Consider the following 16,656-nt stretch of genomic DNA (forward strand, 5'->3'; position numbering starts at 1 on the left):
GAAAAGAGTAGGTGCACCTATTCTTTTCCTTCAATCATGAGCAAGAATATCTTGCAACGTAGATTAGGAAGAGGATTCTTACTAATCGTGCCAACTTCCGGAAAAAAGGTGGTGAAAACCTGTGGCATCTTTACGCGATATAAAAGCGAAGATTACCTCGACAAAGAAAACGAGTCAAATTACGAAGGCGATGGAGATGGTATCTGCATCTAAGTTAAACCGTGCAGAGCAAAATGCTAAATCTTTCGTTCCGTATATGGAAAAGATTCAAGAAGTAGTAGCGAGCATTGCGCAAGGAAGTAAAGGAATTAATCATCCAATGCTAAATGCGCGTCCTGTAAAGCGTACAGGATACATCGTTATTACATCTGATCGCGGACTAGCAGGTGGTTATAACAGTAACGTATTACGTACAGTAAGTAACGTAATTCGTGAACGTCATAATATGGATTCAAATCAATATTCAATTATTGTACTTGGACGACTAGGACGTGATTATTTAAAACGTCGCGGCTTTAACATCATTGATGAAGTAGTTGGATTATCTGACCACCCATCATTTACTGATATTAAAGATCTTGCTTCTCGAGCAATTGCGATGTTCGCAGATGGTGCTTATGATGAGCTGTATATTTACTACAACCATTACGTAAGTAAAATTTCACAAGAAGTAACGGAAAATAAAATTTTACCGCTTACTGATGTGGCGTCTGACAAACCGACGACAGCTTATGAATTTGAACCTTCTGAAGAAGAAATTTTAAAAGTATTATTGCCACAATACGCAGAAAGCTTAGTGTACGGTGCATTACTAGATGGTAAAGCAAGTGAGCACGCAGCGCGTATGACAGCAATGAAGAGTGCTACAGACAACGCAATGGAAGTTATCGATTCACTTACACTTTCATTCAACCGTGCGCGTCAGGCAGCGATTACGCAAGAAATTACGGAAATCGTTGGTGGAGCAGCAGCGTTAGAATAGTAATAAAAAGTGGAAGCGGCTCTTTCAAAAGAGTCGCGTAAGCTAAACTAATAAAAAATTAAAAGCCGACTTCGCTTAGAGAGCTGGCTAATTAAAAGAAAGCTAGGAGGGAACCCGATGAATAAAGGGCGCGTTACGCAAATCATGGGTCCGGTTGTAGACGTTAAGTTTGATGGCGGAAAGCTACCAGAAATCTACAACGCCCTTACGGTAAAACAAAGCAACGAAAACGGAAGCATGAACTTAACATTTGAAGTTGCACTTCATTTAGGTGATGATACAGTTCGTACAGTTGCGATGTCTTCCACAGATGGACTTGTTCGTGGCACAGAAGTAGAAGATACTGGTAAAGCAATCTCTGTACCAGTTGGTGATGCAACACTTGGTCGTGTATTCAACGTATTAGGTGATGCAATTGACTTAGATGGTGAACTTCCTGCGGATGTACACCGTGATCCAATTCACCGTCAAGCACCTGCATTCGAAGAATTATCTACTAAAGTAGAAATTCTTGAAACTGGTATTAAAGTAGTAGACTTACTTGCTCCTTACATTAAGGGTGGTAAGATCGGCCTATTCGGTGGTGCCGGCGTAGGTAAAACAGTATTAATTCAGGAATTAATTAACAACATCGCACAAGAGCACGGTGGTATCTCTGTATTCGCTGGTGTAGGTGAGCGTACTCGTGAGGGTAATGACTTATACCATGAAATGAGCGATTCTGGCGTAATCAAGAAAACTGCGATGGTATTCGGACAAATGAATGAGCCACCTGGAGCACGTCAACGTGTTGCATTAACAGGTTTAACAATGGCTGAGCATTTCCGTGATGAGCAAGGACAAGACGTACTTCTGTTCATCGATAACATCTTCCGTTTCACGCAAGCTGGTTCTGAAGTATCTGCCCTTCTTGGTCGTATGCCATCTGCGGTAGGTTACCAACCAACACTTGCAACAGAAATGGGTCAATTACAAGAGCGTATTACATCTACAAATAAAGGGTCTATCACGTCTATCCAAGCGGTATATGTACCAGCCGATGACTATACTGACCCAGCACCAGCTACAACATTCGCTCACTTAGATGCAACAACAAACTTAGAGCGTCGTTTAACGCAAATGGGTATTTACCCAGCCGTAGATCCATTAGCATCTACATCTCGTGCACTTTCTCCAGAAATCGTAGGAGAAGAGCATTATGAAGTAGCACGTCAAGTGCAGCAAACTTTACAACGTTACAAAGAACTTCAAGATATCATCGCTATCTTAGGTATGGATGAGTTATCTGAAGAAGATAAGTTAGTTGTACATCGTGCTCGTCGTATTCAATTCTTCTTATCTCAAAACTTCCACGTAGCTGAGCAGTTTACAGGTCAAAAAGGTTCTTACGTACCTGTAAAAAATACAGTTAGTGGCTTCAAAGAAATTCTAGAAGGAAAATATGATGACCTTCCAGAAGATGCATTCCGCCTTGTTGGTAGCATTGAAGAAGTTATTGAGAACGCGAAGAAAATGATGGCGTAAGGCCTTAGGAGGGACGAAGTATGAAGACATTTCCAGTCAGTATTGTAACTCCTGATGGACCGGTTTACGAAAAAGAAGTAGAAATGGTAAGTGTAAAAGCAGAGAGTGGGGAAATGGGGATCTTACCAGGTCACATTCCAACTGTTGCACCATTAAAAATTAGTGCAGTTCGTCTGAAAAATGGTGGACACACTGATTATGTAGCAGTAAGCGGTGGCTTTATCGAAGTTCGTCCAGATAAAGTAACTGTATTATCATCATCTGCTGAAGAAGCAAACCATATCGATATCCATCGTGCAAATGAAGCGAAGCGTCGCGCTGAGCAACGTATGCAAGACAAACAAGCACATGTTGACTTTAGACGTGCAGAAATGGCATTACAACGTGCTGTGAACCGTTTAAATGTTTCTGATATGAAGTAAAAAAATCCGTAAGGGCCTTGCCTTTACGGATTTTTTTGTGTATTTTATGGATAATTTTACAAAACTGGTATAATTATATTGATGCTTGTATAAGTAGAAGTGTACAACAATTTATATTTTATGAAGGGGATGAATCAATGATCGGTGAAATGAAACGAGAAGCATTGTACTCTTTAAAGGGGAAATGGGGACTAGGTGTTGGATCAACGATTTTATATTTTATTTTAAGTTATGTCGTTTCGATGGCTGCAATGCTTATATTATTAATTCCAGGAATTATTATATTTTTCTTAGTTGTTAGCTTAGCTGGGTCAGTTGAGGCGGAAACGATGTCAGTTGGAGCAGCTATTACATTTGGGATTTTCTATTGCATAATGATTATTTTGAGTAATGCATCTTATGGTATTACCTCATACGGTTACACGAATGTGTTTCTACAAATTAGTAAACGAGAAGATGCTAAAGTAGATTACTTGTTTGAAGGATTCCGTGGTTTTAAAAGAATGATGAAAACAATGTGGGCAATGCTTGCGATTTTGTTATATACAGGTACATGGATTCCGATGTTGTTAACAGGTTTATTCATATTCTTAGGTGAAGAAGGAAATCTGTCGTTTACAATAGCTTTCTTCGTACTATTAGCAATTTCAATTGTTGGTATGATTGTGATGTATTTTTCTTATGCACTGACGTACTATGTGATGATTGAAAATCCAGAATATAGTGTTTCGCAGGCGATGAAGGAAAGTAAGAATCTTATGAGGGGTCATAAGTTAGATTTGTTTCTTTTATGGCTGAGCTTCATAGGCTGGGTTGTTTTAGCGCTTCTTACTTTTGGAATAGGATTTCTTTGGCTTAGTCCGTATATGAGTACAACGACAGCACACTTTTATCGCTACATTTCAAAAGGTGAATTTCAATAGGAACATGCTATACTAATAGAATTATTGTGTATAGGAGGCGAGGCTACGCATGATTAGTGATCTAAAAGGAGAAGCACTAGATTCATTAGAAGGGAAGTGGGGATTAGCTGTTGGAGCTACACTGCTCATTTCAATTCTTATCACGGCTTTTAGTTTTAGTGTTGATTGGGGATTTTCTTTAATTTTCGGTTGGCAAAAAACAAATGGTTCACTTTCAACGAATATTCTTACATTTTTTGTTACTGGACCGTTAACTTTAGGTGGATATTACCTTGGTTTAAATATCCTTCGTGAAAATCAAGCTAGTATCGGTAATGTATTCATTTGGTTTTCAGAGGGAAAGAGATTTCTAAAATCATTTTTATTATATTTATTAGTAAATCTTTATCTTTTCTTATGGACGTTATTGTTCATTATTCCAGGTATTATTAAATCATTTTCTTATGCGATGACATACTTTATTATAAATGATCATCCTGAGTATTCACTGAACCAAGCTATTACAGAAAGTCGTCGTATGATGGATGGACATAAGATGGAGTATTTCATTTTATGTTTAAGTTTTATCGGTTGGTTTATATTAAGTTGCATTACGTTAGGGATTGGATTCTTATGGTTAATTCCATATTTCTACACAACATCTGCGGCTTTTTACGAAGAGATCGCAGAAGAATATTATGAGAAAAATATTTAGCACTATAAAACCCCCAGTATGAATTATTTGTTCATACTGGGGGTTTTTTGTAGAAACTTTATAAATTGATTGCTAGTAAGTGGTTTACTGAAATAGTAACCTTGCATATATTTACATTTATGTTTTTGCAGAAACTTAAGCTGTTTTTCGGTTTCAATTCCTTCGGCAACGACTGAAAGATTTAAAGTATTTGCGAGGGAAAGGATTGTAGAAACGATGGCTCGTTCTTCAGGACGATGATCAGCTAATTGTGTAAATTCTCTCGGTACTTTTAATGTGTCGATTGGAAAAATTGATAAATAAGCAAGAGAAGAATACCCAGTACCGAAGTCATCAATGGAAGTTTGGATACCGTATTCTTTTAATTGCTTCAGTCTCAATAACGTTTCTTTCTCGTCAATCATTGCAATTCTTTCTGTTAACTCGAGGGTTACATATTTTGGATCGACTTGCACGTCGTTTAATATTTGTGAAATGTTTTCGATTAATTGATCTTGCCGGAACTCTTTTGCAGATAAATTAACACTTATTTTTAAATTTTGGTAGCCAAAGGTATGCCATATTTTTAATTGGAGACAAGCTTCTTGTAATACCCAATGTCCAAGTGGGACTACTTGTGGCGTCTCTTCTACAATTGGAATAAACTCACATGGTGAAATGTCACCTAATAGCGGGTGTTTCCACCGTATTAAAGCTTCAGCACCGATAATTTTATTTGTTGTCGTATCAATTTGTGGTTGATAAACGAGATAAAATTCTTTGTTTACTAAAGCGATTGGCAAATCTTTTTCAATTCGAGCTTTTCGCTCCATTTTTTTATATAGTTCTTTCGTGTAAAGAGAGCTACCATTTTTTCCTTTATTCTTTGCTTCGTACATGGCCATATCAGCATGCTGCAAAATGGATAGTGGATCTTCACCTGCTTCAGGATATATTGCAATTCCGATACTCGGTGAGATTTGTAAATGTTGATTTTCGATTTCAAATGGCTCATTCATGGCCGCTACAATCATATCAGCTATTTTTTGGACATCTGGCTTTTTTTTGTAATTCTCGATAAGGATTGTGAACTCATCTCCAGCTAGCCGCGCGAGTTTCATATTTGATGTTGATATTCTTTCGAGCCTTTTTGCTACTGCGATAAGCAATAGGTCTCCTACTCGATGACCGAGGGTATCATTAATAACTTTAAAACGGTCTAGGTCGAGAAACATAACAGCAAAAGACTTTTTCGATACTTTTGCTCGTGCAATTGCCTGTTCTAAATGTTGATGAAATGCACGACGATTTGCAAGCTCTGTTAAAGTATCATGGTATGCTAGGAAATTAATTTGTTCTTGTTGTTGTTTGCTTTCCGTAATATCTTTAATCATTAAATAAACTCCAGAAATTTTTTCCTTTAAAAAGATCGGTACGGCGGTAACGTGCAAGTAGTAAATATCTCTGTTTTTATGGTACGCCCGTATTTCTAAAGAGATAGAATATCCCTTTTTTACACGATGAAAGGCGTTAATCATTTCTTCTAAATCTTCTTCGTATATGAGTGAATAGTAAGGCTGGTTTAATAATTCATTCGTTTGATAACCGAGTAAAGTAGTACCAGCGTTATTTACTTTGAGAAAATTACCGTACAAATCTAATGTGAAGATTGGATCTGGATGATGCTCATATAAAGATTTAAACATTTGTTGATTATGATAAAGTTCATTTTTCTGTTCTACTAAATCTTCTGTACGTAGTTCAATTTGTTTCTCGAGTTCTGAGTTGAATTGCATTTGAGCTAGCAATAATATTTTATTTTGTTTTCGAACTAAACTATGACGTATGAGAACGAAAGAGAAAGTTATTATAAGTCCGATTACTATAATAGGCGCAAAAACGTATTCGACTAATATAAAAACAATAAGCATTACTACCGAAATATACGGTAATGATAATCGGATTGCTTCACCAATTTTAAGTGTTAGTAGTACTTGTTCTTGTTTTTCAGGTTCTTTTGTATGGAGAATACAGGCAATTGCTACTAGTACTAAGGTTACTTGATAGAAAGGAGTAACTGTAAACATAGAATACTCTGGTATGAAGTATTTTATATAAGCATAAATCGCATCGGTAGTAGCATATAAAATTAAAGCACTGCCAAGAAGCGCACCAACCTTTTTAGGTAATAAGGATAGTGGTTTGAATAAAAGATTGATTCCTATTAAGAGAAAGAGTAAATCAGCCATTGGATAGGTAAGTTGAACAAATATGTCGATATAGGATGTTGTAAAGATGTGAATGGTTCGTTCAATAAGTAAGTAGTAACTTAAAGTAAATTGGGCTGTAACGATAATACAAATATCACATAGCATAAAAAGTTTTTCTAATAAATCTCGGTTGTAAATGATTTCGTATAGAAAGGCAAAGGCAAAACTAACTAAAAAAAGTAAGTAAAAAAAATCAGACGGATCAACGAACGTATAGAAGTCCTTTACAATTAAACGCTGATAGGAAACGACTATATCACCGATAAAATAAGAGAGAGCTCCAACAGATAATATGATCCAAAATAAACGAGGTAGCCCTTCTTTCATGTTTGAAAAGTAAAGAATATAACTACAAGCGATAATATCAATTAATAGGGTACTCGTTCCGATTAATAGCTGAAAAGGAAATGAGTATTCATATAGAAAAGGCATCGCTACGTAGTGAAGCGTTATGGACAGCAATACAATGCTTATAAGAATACTTACATGTGTTTGTTTTTTCATTTATATCACCTACGGTTCCTTGAAAAGCATATATAAGTTTTATATTTATTTTGCACAATTATAGCAAGTTGTAAAGATAGATTTTAATAATTCTTGTTTCTGTCTCCCAACATATCGACATAGGAATTTGAAGTTTGCTATAATGATTAGAATAGTTGCATTATTTAGAAAAATTTAAAAATAATAATTACTGCAACTAGGACATATTGTTTACTATGTGAACTTGTTCTTAATTTAGGGGGGAGGGTTTCACAATGGCAAGTGTATATGAAAATAGTTATATAATCGTTTTGATTTTCTTGCTATTAGGTATATTGCTGCCGGTAGTGGCTCTTACATTAGGAAGGATGCTGCGCCCAAATAAACCAAGTGCAGCAAAGGCGACGACGTATGAGAGTGGAATTGAGCCTTTTCACGATGCAAATATTAGGTTTCATGCTCGTTATTATATTTTCGCTTTATTGTTTGTGATCTTTGATGTAGAAACTTTATTTTTATATCCTTGGGCTGTTGCGTATGACAAGCTAGGTTTATTTGCATTAATTGAGATGCTCATCTTTGTTGTAATGTTGCTAGTTGGATTAGCGTATGCTTGGAAAAAGAAGGTGTTACAATGGTTATAAATTTTGAGGAATTACATCCAAATGAGCGAGCAGAATTAGAACGAAATATCTTTTTTTCTACATTGGAACAGTTGAAAGGATGGGCGAGGAGCAATTCTTTATGGCCGATGACATTCGGACTGGCGTGCTGTGCAATTGAAATGATGGGAGTAGGCTCATCACATTATGATTTAGATCGATTTGGGTCATTTTTTCGAACTTCACCAAGGCAATCGGACGTCATGATTGTATCGGGAACAGTAACGAAGAAGATGGCTCCTATTGTTCGGCGTTTATATGATCAAATGCCTGAACCAAAATGGGTTATTGCGATGGGATCTTGTGCGACAGCAGGTGGTCCGTATGTAAATTCATATGCTGTTGTGAAAGGTGTAGACCAAATCGTACCAGTTGATGTGTATATTCCTGGTTGTCCCCCAAATCCGGCTGCTTTAATTTATGGAATTAATAAATTAAAAGAAAAAATTCGTTACGAAGCAAAGACCGGGAAGCAGGTGACGAATAAATGAGTAATCCAAACAAAGATTTAGAGGATCTGAAAAAAGAAGCAGCTAGGCGTGCAAAAGAAGAAGCGAGAAAACGCCTTGTAGCGAAACACGAGGCGGAAATAAGTGAGCTTGAGGCAGAAGATCAAGAAAAAGAGAAAGCGCTACCAAAAAATGATGATATTACTATGGAAGAAGCAAAACGACGTGCAGCAGCGGCAGCAAAAGCAAAAGCGGCAGCGTTAGCGAAGCAAAAAAGAGAAGGAACAGAAGAAGTAACGGAAGAAGAAAAAGCGAAAGCGAAGGCGAAGGCAGCAGCAGCTGCAAAAGCAAAAGCGGCGGCGTTAGCGAAGCAGAAAAGAGAAGGAACAGAAGAAGTAACGGAAGAAGAAAAAGCGAAAGTGAAGGCGAAGGCAGCAGCGGCAGCAAAAGCAAAAGCGGCAGCGTTAGCGAAGCAGAAAAGAGAAGGAACAGAAGAAGTAACGGAAGAAGAAAAAGCGAAAGTGAAGGCGAAGGCAGCAGCGGCAGCAAAAGCAAAAGCGGCAGCGTTAGCGAAGCAAAAAAGAGAAGGAACAGAAGAAGTAACGGAAGAAGAAAAAGCGAAAGCGAAGGCGAAGGCAGCAGCAGCTGCAAAAGCAAAAGCGGCGGCGTTAGCAAAGCAAAAAAGAGAAGGAACAGAAGAAGTAACGGAAGAAGAAAAAGCGAAGGCGAAGGCGGCAGCAGCTGCAAAAGCAAAAGCGGCGGCGTTAGCGAAACAGAAAAGAGAAGGGACAGAAGAAGTAACGGAAGAAGAAAAAGCGAAGGCGAAGGCGGTGGCGGCGGCCAAGGCAAAAGCGGCAGCACTAGCGAAGCAGAAAGCCTCGCAAGGTGATGCGGATTCAGGAGATGAAAAGGCCAAGGCAATTGCAGCGGCAAAAGCGAAAGCAGCAGCGGCTGCAAGAGCGAAGACAAAGGGAGCTGAAGGTAAGAAAGAGGAGGAGCCAAAGCAGGAAGAACCGTCCGTAAATCAACCGCATTTAAATCAGTATGTTGAGGCTATTAGGGAGAAGTTAGGAGAGGGTGCATTAGTAGATTCCTATATTAATAAATTGTCAAAGGATGTGCCAACTCTTGTGGTGGATCCCGCAAAATATTATGAAGTGATGGAGTCACTGCGATTCCATGAGGGACTTGCTTTTGATTATATGTCAGAGCTACATGCGACGGATTTTGTGACACATATGGAAGTGTATGTTCATTTGTTTTCATATGGCAAGAAACAATCGGTAGCGGTGAAGGTAAAACTAGACCGGGAAGCGCCGCAAGTCGAGTCTGTGACAGCGCTTTGGAAAGGGGCTGACTGGCCGGAGAGAGAAGCGTACGATTTGCTAGGCATTGTATTTAAAGGGCATCCGAATTTAACGCGTATTTTAATGCCAGATGATTGGGTAGGATATCCGCTTAGAAAAGACTATGAACCGTATGATGTGGAGGTGTAGCTATGATCCGCACGGAAGAGATGCTTTTGAATGTAGGACCTCAGCATCCGAGTACACATGGTGTGTTCAGGCTCGTAATTAAGATTGACGGGGAAATTATTAAAGAAGCTACACCGGTTATTGGGTATTTGCATCGCGGAACGGAAAAGATTGCTGAGAGCTTACAGTATACGCAAATTATTCCTTATACAGATCGAATGGACTATTTATCAGCCATGACGAATAATTACGTCATTTGCCATGCTGTAGAGACGATGATGGGGCTTGAAATTCCAGAGCGTGCCGAATATTTGCGAGTACTTGCGATGGAGCTAGGAAGAATTGCAAGTCATCTCGTTTGGTGGGGGACGAATCTTCTTGATATAGGAGCGGTCAGCCCGTTTCTGTACGCGTTTCGTGAACGAGAGATGATTATAAATTTATTAAATGAATTATGCGGGGCACGGCTTACTTTTAACTATATGAGAGTTGGTGGTGTGAAGTGGGATGCGCCAGATGGTTGGATTGAAAAGGTAGAAGAGTTTGTTCCGTATATGAGAGAGCAATTGGCAGGTTATCATGATCTTGTTAGCGGTAATGAGATTTTTTTAAATCGTGTGAAAGGCGTTGGTATATATAGCGCGGAAGAAGCGATTTCGTATTCTTTAAGCGGAGCAAATTTGCGTTGCACTGGAGTAAACTGGGATCTTCGCAAAGATGAGCCATATTCGATTTATGATCGTTTTGATTTTGATATTCCTGTTGGAAGCGTGGGAGATGCTTGGGATCGCTACGTTTGCCGAATGCAAGAAATCGAGGAGTCTTTAAAGATTGTTGAGCAAGCGGTTCAACAGTTCCCGAAAGATGGAGCTGTGCTGGCAAAAGTACCGAAAATTATTAAGGCACCTAAGGGAGAAGCGTTCGTACGTATAGAATCGCCGCGCGGAGAGATTGGTTGTTATATCGCAAGTGATGGAAAGAAAGAGCCGTACCGTTTGAAGTTTCGTAGACCATCTTTTTATAACTTGCAAATTTTACCGAAGTTATTAAAAGGTGAAAACATCGCTAATTTAATTACGATTTTAGGTGGAGTTGATATTGTACTTGGGGAGGTTGATGGCTAATGATTGAGACGCTCTTACAATCACCTTCAAGCTGGACGAATTTCTTCATTTTTTTCGGATTAGCGGTGCTTCTACTATTTGCAGTCCTTGGCTTCGTTACATATGGAATTTTGGCAGAACGGAAAGTGATGGGGTTTATGCAAGGGCGGATTGGACCAAACCAGGTTGGAGGCCGATTCGGTTTACTGCAAACGGTAGCTGATGTTTTAAAACTATTATTGAAAGAAGATAGTATTCCGAAAGCAGCAGATAAACCGCTGTTTATATTAGCGCCTGTCATTGCATTTGCACCAGCATTTATGGTGCTTGCAGTTATCCCGTTCACTGATAAATTTCAATTTGCAGATATTGGAGTCGGGCTACTTTATTATATTGCTGTTTCCGGTATTACGACGATAGGTGTTGTAACTGGGGGATGGGCATCGAATAATAAATATTCCCTTTTAGGAGGGATGCGTGCGGCGGCGCAAATGATTTCTTATGAGATTCCGCTCGTAATGAGTGTAATTGGTATCGTTTTGTTAGCTGGTAGCCTGAATTTAAATGAGATTGTAGCGGCGCAGGAGAAGGTTTGGTACATTTTCGTACAGCCAATTGGCTTCGTCGTTTTCTTAATCGCAGCAGTTGCAGAGTTAAATAGGACGCCATTTGATTTGCCAGAAGCGGAGTCAGAACTTGTTTCTGGATACCATACGGAATACTCAGGTTTTCGCTGGGCGTTTTTCATGCTTTCAGAGTACGTATATTTCTTCGGGATGGCATCGTTAATTACAGTGCTCTTTTTAGGAGGATGGAATCCAGTCATGTTTCTTGGATTTATCCCAGGTGCCGTATGGTTTGCTTTGAAATTTAGCAGTGTAGTCTTTCTATTAATTTGGTTCCGCGTCACGTTCCCACGTATAAGAGGTGACCAGTTAATGGAGTTTGGATGGAAAGTATTATTGCCGATTGCACTTGCAAATATTTTCTTAACGGCATTGATTAAGGAGTTATTCTTCTAATCTATGAGGGGGGTGCCAGTAAGAGATGAAAGGACTATTTAAAGGATTAAAATATACATTAAGTAATTTGAGCAAGAAGAAGGTAACGTATGATTATCCAAATCAGCCGTTGCCGTTGCCAGACCGTTTTCGGGGGATTCAAAAATTTTATCCGGAGAAATGTATTGTTTGTAATCAATGCTCTAACATTTGTCCGACAGACTGTATTCAGTTAACAGGAAAGAAACATCCAGATCCTACGAAAAAAGGAAAAATTATCGACACGTATGATATTAATTTTGAAATTTGTATTCTTTGTGATTTATGTACAGAAGTTTGCCCGACAGAGGCAATTGTCATGACAAATAACTTTGAACTCGCGGAATATTCACGTGATGACTTATTTAAAAATTTGCAGTGGCTTGACGAAAACGACGAAAACGTCAGGAAGGAGAATAAGGCATGAATGGCGAGTTTGTAGCATTCTTTATACTATCCTTGTCTGCAATTATCGGCGGTGTTCTTATGTTGAACTTAACGAAAGTTATGCACATGATGCTAGCTCTCGTTCTGACATTTCTCAGCATTGCAGGTTTGTATTTTCTTTTATCAGCTGAATTTATAGGCGTTGCACAAATTTTACTTTACTCTGGTGCAATCACAATTATTATGATTTTCGGCATTATGTTAACAAAACATAACGCGGAAAATGAATCGCGTCTTACTCTTCGAAAATGGATTATCTTCTTTGCAGTTGTAGCATTTGGAGCGGTTATGTATTTCGCTGTTAATAATGTTGATTTTGCAAATGAAAGCACACAAGGAAGTTTACCTCTCCATGAAAACAACACACTTCAAATCGGTACGCTTCTCTATTCAAAATATATTATTCCATTTGAACTAACTTCAGTTATTTTACTTGTAGCACTCGTTGGCGCGATTATACTTGCGAAAAAGGACGAGAAAGAGGAGGATTCCAATGAGTAGCGTTCCGGCTTCTGCATATTTAACACTTGCGATTATTTTGTTTTGCATCGGTCTATTTGGAGCTTTAACAAAGCGGAATACAGTAATCGTATTAGTTTGTATCGAATTAATGCTGAATGCTGCCAATTTAAACTTAGTGGCGTTTAGTAAATTAGGCCTATTTCCGAATTTAACAGGTCAAATTTTCTCACTGTTTACAATGGCTGTAGCGGCAGCAGAAGCGGCGGTAGGACTCGCTATTTTAATTGCTTTGTATCGTAATCGTACGACAGTTCAGGTAGATGAAATGGATACGCTCAAAGGATAGCATTGTGACCGAAAAAGGGGGAAGGAAACAATGATCGATTATGCATGGCTCATACCGCTTTTCCCACTCGTTTCGTTTTTGTTACTTATTATATTCGGGAAGAAAATTAGAGAAGGAAGCAGCGTACTTAGTATTTTTTTCGTCTTTCTCTCCTTTATACTTGCGGTACTTGTGTTAATAGAAAGGTTTTCAGAAGCAAGCGTGAAGCATAAGTGGGTGTGGCTTAGAGCTGGAGATGTGGATATATCATTCGGCTTTGAGGTGACTGCATTAGGAGCTTTAATGTTATTTATCGTTACGCTTGTGAGTCTGCTTGTACATGTGTATTCGAAAGGTTATATGAAAGGTGATGAACGATTACCAACCTTTTACGCATATTTAGGACTCTTTACATTTGCGATGTTAGGGCTTGTTATATCAACGAATTTATTACAGCTTTATATATTTTGGGAATTAGTTGGCCTTGGCTCATTTTTACTTATCGGTTTTTATTTCTTTAAAGAAGAAGCGAAGGCTGCTGCAAAAAAGGCTTTTATTATGACCCGTATTGGGGATATTGGTTTATTTATCGGGATGATTTTAATTTTTTGGTACGCAGGTAGTTTTGAATATGACGCAATATTTAGGGCGATTTATACAGGGGATTTACCTCCTTACATGATTACGATAACAGCGATATTAATTTTTATCGGGGCGATGGGGAAATCTGGTCAGTTCCCGCTTCATACGTGGTTGCCAGATGCAATGGAGGGGCCAACGCCTGTTTCGGCACTTATTCACGCCGCGACGATGGTTGCAGCAGGCGTATATTTAGTAGCGACGATGTTCCCTCTATTTTCAGCAAGTACAGTGGCGATGCAGACCGTGGCAATCGTTGGAGCTTTCACTGCAATCTTTGCGGCCTCTATCGGTCTCGTGCAAACAGATATAAAGAGAGTACTTGCTTATTCTACAGTTAGCCAGCTTGGATATATGATGCTTGCGTTAGGTTCTGCAGGTTATGTAGCCGGTGTCTTCCATTTAACGACACATGCTTTTTTTAAAGCACTACTATTTTTGGCAGCAGGAAGTGTAATTCATGCAGTGCATACGCAAAACATTAATAAAATGGGCGGTTTACAGAAGAAGATGAAAGTAACTGGTACGTTATTTCTAATAGGTACCCTTGCCATTAGCGGTGTTCCGCTCCTTTCCGGTTTTTTCAGCAAAGATGAAATTTTAGCGGCGACTTGGATGAATGGCAATTACGTTTTATTTACTTTAGCAGTAATTGCGGCGTTTTTGACAGCGTTTTATATGTTCCGCTTATACTTTCTTGTCTTTACCGGAGAAACGAAGACGAAGGAAGATGTGCATGAGTCGCCCCGCGTTATGACGTATCCAATGATTGTTCTCGGCGTTCTCGCAGTAGTGGCAGGATATATAAATACACCATGGTTCGGTACGTTTCTCGGAGATTGGTTGACGAAAGATGTAGGGTTCAAGGTTGAAGAAGCGCATGGGCCAGTTTGGATTATGATTGTTGCGACGCTCGTTTCATTTGCGGGAATCGCTCTTGCATATTTTATATATGGCAAGAAATCAATTTCTAGAGATTGGGCTGGGGGTACGGAAACCTCGCTTTATAATCTTTTGAAAGAAAAATATTATGTGGATGAACTATACAACATGACGGTGATCCCTATTACAAAAGGAATCGCTCATGTGCTTCGCTTATTTGAAGTGTATGTAGTCGAGGGAATTGCAGTTTTAATTGGAAGCGTAGTTAAAGGCACAAGTAATCTTGGATCGAAACTTCAAAACGGGAATGTACAAGTGTACGGTACTGTAACGGCTGTTTCGCTCGCTGTACTCGTCATTATTTTGCTCTATACAGGAGGGGATTTACGATGAATGATTTGTTGTTAACGTTCTTCATTTTTTCCCCGCTTTTAGGAATTTTATTGCTTGTATTAACACCGAAAAAGGAATTGCGTACAGTGCGGGCGCTTGGCTTATTTGGGACGGCACTTCCATTTGGAATCGCTATCGTCCTCGCTTGTACATATGCTTCTGGAAAGAGTTTGTCACTATTTGATGAAAAGGTGAAATGGATTAAGTTCGGAGATTTTACAGCGGTGGATAAAAGGTGGTTTTCTATTTATTACGAGCTCGGTATTGATGGTTTGTCGCTTGTTATGATGGTGCTGACGGCTCTTCTAGCGATGCTCGCAGCAATTGCAGCCTTTTCTATTAAAAGAAATTTAAAAGCATTTTATATGCTGTTACTCATGCTAGAAATAGGGATGCTCGGCGTCTTTGCTACTCAAAATCTAATGTTGTTTTTTATCTTCTTTGAAATTACGTTGCCACCAATGTTCTTATTGATTGGGAAGTGGGGGAAATTATCGAGCGAAAAGGCTGCGTATAGTTATTTAATATATAACGGTATTGGATCAGCTATTTTGCTCGTTGTTTTCTCAATTTTGTTCGCGAAAACAGGTACAACAAATATTGTGGAGCTGAAAGAGATATTAAGAAGCGTAAGTGCAGAAGGAGAACTCATCATCCCAAGTAGCTTGCAGCTTGGTGTATTTATTTCCATAATGATTGCCTTTGCAATTAAACTACCTGTTTTTCCGTTGCACCGTTGGATGGTCAATGTGCACATAGAAGCGCATCCAGCTGTAGTTATGCTTCATGCTGGTGTTTTGCTAAAGATTGGAGCGTACGGTATTATTCGCTTCGGAAAAGGGCTATTCCCGGAATATTTTCACGATGTTGCAACGCTAATTGCGATATTAGGTGTAATTAATTTATTGTACGGTGCCTTTTTAGCGCTCATCCAAACGGACTTTAGGAAAGTACTGGCTTACTCTAGTATTTCGCATATGGGAATTGTGTTAATGGGACTTGCGTCACTTAATGCACCGGGTACACAAGGGGCGTTATTCCAGGTTGTATCGCACGGTTTAATTGCAGCCTTACTGTTTTTCTTACTCGGTGTTATAGAACAACGTTTCGGAACATCAGAAATTACAGCGCTTGGTGGACTCGCAAAAAGTGTCCCAGTACTTAGCGGCTTTTTCTTAGCAGGAGGAATGGCATCGCTTGGATTACCAGGGATGTCTGGGTTTGTTAGTGAATTTCTTGCCTTTCTCGGTTTATTTCAAGGAGAGCCCGTCATTGCTGCAGTCGGTGTGATTGGCATCATTTTAACCGCTGTATATGTATTAAGGGCGACACTTCAAGTGACATTCGGAAAGAAAGAGTGGGAAGCAAAATCTGATATACATGGATGGGAGTATGTCCCTGTTTTACTACTTATCTTTTGTATTATTGCAATTGGAGTTATGCCAGAGATACTAGGGGATCCGCTTCAAAATACATTGAAAACATTGGGGGTGAAGTAGGAT

16 protein-coding genes are annotated in these 16,656 nt (G+C 39.0%); 15 read left to right on the forward strand and 1 reads right to left on the reverse strand.

Annotated features, from left to right (window positions below; genetic code table 11):
* Positions 1–121: 121 nt before the first annotated feature.
* The 5 genes from atpG (at position 122) to ATL10_RS07045 (ending at position 4,545) form a co-directional block, all read left to right on the forward strand.
* Positions 122–982, forward strand: coding sequence for a F0F1 ATP synthase subunit gamma (gene atpG, locus ATL10_RS07025; RefSeq protein WP_000157703.1), 861 nt, complete (start codon positions 122–124; stop codon positions 980–982).
* A 117-nt stretch (positions 983–1,099) separates the two neighbouring features.
* On the forward strand, positions 1,100–2,506 hold the full coding sequence (gene atpD / locus ATL10_RS07030; RefSeq protein ID WP_001032596.1) for a F0F1 ATP synthase subunit beta: 1,407 nt from the start codon (positions 1,100–1,102) through the stop codon (positions 2,504–2,506).
* A 20-nt stretch (positions 2,507–2,526) separates the two neighbouring features.
* Positions 2,527–2,928 (forward strand): F0F1 ATP synthase subunit epsilon, encoded by a 402-nt coding sequence (gene atpC, locus ATL10_RS07035; protein WP_000847215.1) that lies wholly within the window; start codon positions 2,527–2,529, stop codon positions 2,926–2,928.
* 137 nt (positions 2,929–3,065) lie between these two features.
* Positions 3,066–3,851, forward strand: coding sequence for a DUF975 family protein (locus ATL10_RS07040; protein ID WP_098566614.1), 786 nt, complete (start codon positions 3,066–3,068; stop codon positions 3,849–3,851).
* Positions 3,852–3,900: 49 nt separating this feature from the next.
* The gene (locus ATL10_RS07045; protein ID WP_023523558.1) at positions 3,901–4,545 is read left to right on the forward strand and encodes a DUF975 family protein; all 645 of its coding nucleotides are present in this window, start codon (positions 3,901–3,903) and stop codon (positions 4,543–4,545) included.
* A 23-nt stretch (positions 4,546–4,568) separates the two neighbouring features.
* On the opposite strand, the gene ATL10_RS07050 is transcribed toward ATL10_RS07045, so the two are convergent.
* Positions 4,569–7,298, reverse strand: a complete 2,730-nt coding sequence (locus ATL10_RS07050) for a putative bifunctional diguanylate cyclase/phosphodiesterase (protein WP_098834703.1) — start codon at positions 7,296–7,298, stop codon at positions 4,569–4,571.
* A gap of 254 nt (positions 7,299–7,552) precedes the next feature.
* Between ATL10_RS07050 and nuoA the strand changes: the two genes are divergently transcribed.
* From nuoA to ATL10_RS07100, 10 genes are read left to right on the forward strand one after another with little or no spacing between them, the layout of a single operon-like run.
* Positions 7,553–7,921, forward strand: a complete 369-nt coding sequence (nuoA, locus tag ATL10_RS07055) for an NADH-quinone oxidoreductase subunit NuoA (RefSeq protein WP_098376150.1) — start codon at positions 7,553–7,555, stop codon at positions 7,919–7,921.
* On the forward strand, positions 7,912–8,430 hold the full coding sequence (gene nuoB / locus ATL10_RS07060) for an NADH-quinone oxidoreductase subunit NuoB (protein WP_000236331.1): 519 nt from the start codon (positions 7,912–7,914) through the stop codon (positions 8,428–8,430). The genes nuoA and nuoB overlap by 10 nt, the downstream gene beginning before the upstream one ends.
* Positions 8,427–9,884 carry an NADH-quinone oxidoreductase subunit C gene (locus ATL10_RS07065; protein ID WP_110496640.1) on the forward strand — a complete coding sequence of 486 codons (1,458 nt, stop codon included), beginning with the start codon at positions 8,427–8,429 and terminating at the stop codon, positions 9,882–9,884. The genes nuoB and ATL10_RS07065 overlap by 4 nt, the downstream gene beginning before the upstream one ends.
* Before the next feature lie 2 nt (positions 9,885–9,886).
* Complete coding sequence (gene nuoD, locus ATL10_RS07070) at positions 9,887–10,987, forward strand: NADH-quinone oxidoreductase subunit NuoD (RefSeq protein WP_000621434.1); 1,101 nt, start codon at positions 9,887–9,889, stop codon at positions 10,985–10,987.
* On the forward strand, positions 10,987–11,988 hold the full coding sequence (nuoH, locus tag ATL10_RS07075; RefSeq protein ID WP_000573426.1) for an NADH-quinone oxidoreductase subunit NuoH: 1,002 nt from the start codon (positions 10,987–10,989) through the stop codon (positions 11,986–11,988). Before nuoD ends, nuoH begins: the two co-directional genes overlap by 1 nt.
* A 25-nt stretch (positions 11,989–12,013) precedes the next feature.
* Positions 12,014–12,433: an NADH-quinone oxidoreductase subunit NuoI gene (gene nuoI / locus ATL10_RS07080; protein WP_000677191.1), complete on the forward strand. Its 420-nt coding sequence runs from the start codon at positions 12,014–12,016 to the stop codon at positions 12,431–12,433.
* Positions 12,430–12,954 (forward strand): NADH-quinone oxidoreductase subunit J, encoded by a 525-nt coding sequence (locus ATL10_RS07085; RefSeq protein ID WP_001012812.1) that lies wholly within the window; start codon positions 12,430–12,432, stop codon positions 12,952–12,954. Before nuoI ends, ATL10_RS07085 begins: the two co-directional genes overlap by 4 nt.
* Entirely contained in the window at positions 12,947–13,261 is a 315-nt protein-coding gene (gene nuoK, locus ATL10_RS07090) for an NADH-quinone oxidoreductase subunit NuoK (protein WP_000100079.1), read from the forward strand. The genes ATL10_RS07085 and nuoK overlap by 8 nt, the downstream gene beginning before the upstream one ends.
* A 30-nt stretch (positions 13,262–13,291) precedes the next feature.
* The gene (gene nuoL / locus ATL10_RS07095) at positions 13,292–15,154 is read left to right on the forward strand and encodes an NADH-quinone oxidoreductase subunit L (protein ID WP_098508421.1); all 1,863 of its coding nucleotides are present in this window, start codon (positions 13,292–13,294) and stop codon (positions 15,152–15,154) included.
* Positions 15,151–16,653, forward strand: a complete 1,503-nt coding sequence (locus ATL10_RS07100; protein WP_100910510.1) for an NADH-quinone oxidoreductase subunit M — start codon at positions 15,151–15,153, stop codon at positions 16,651–16,653. The genes nuoL and ATL10_RS07100 overlap by 4 nt, the downstream gene beginning before the upstream one ends.
* Positions 16,654–16,656: the final 3 nt, after the last annotated feature.

It is taken from the genome of Bacillus sp. 196mf (genome assembly GCF_003217275.1).
Taxonomy (GTDB): domain Bacteria; phylum Bacillota; class Bacilli; order Bacillales; family Bacillaceae_G; genus Bacillus_A; species Bacillus_A thuringiensis_S.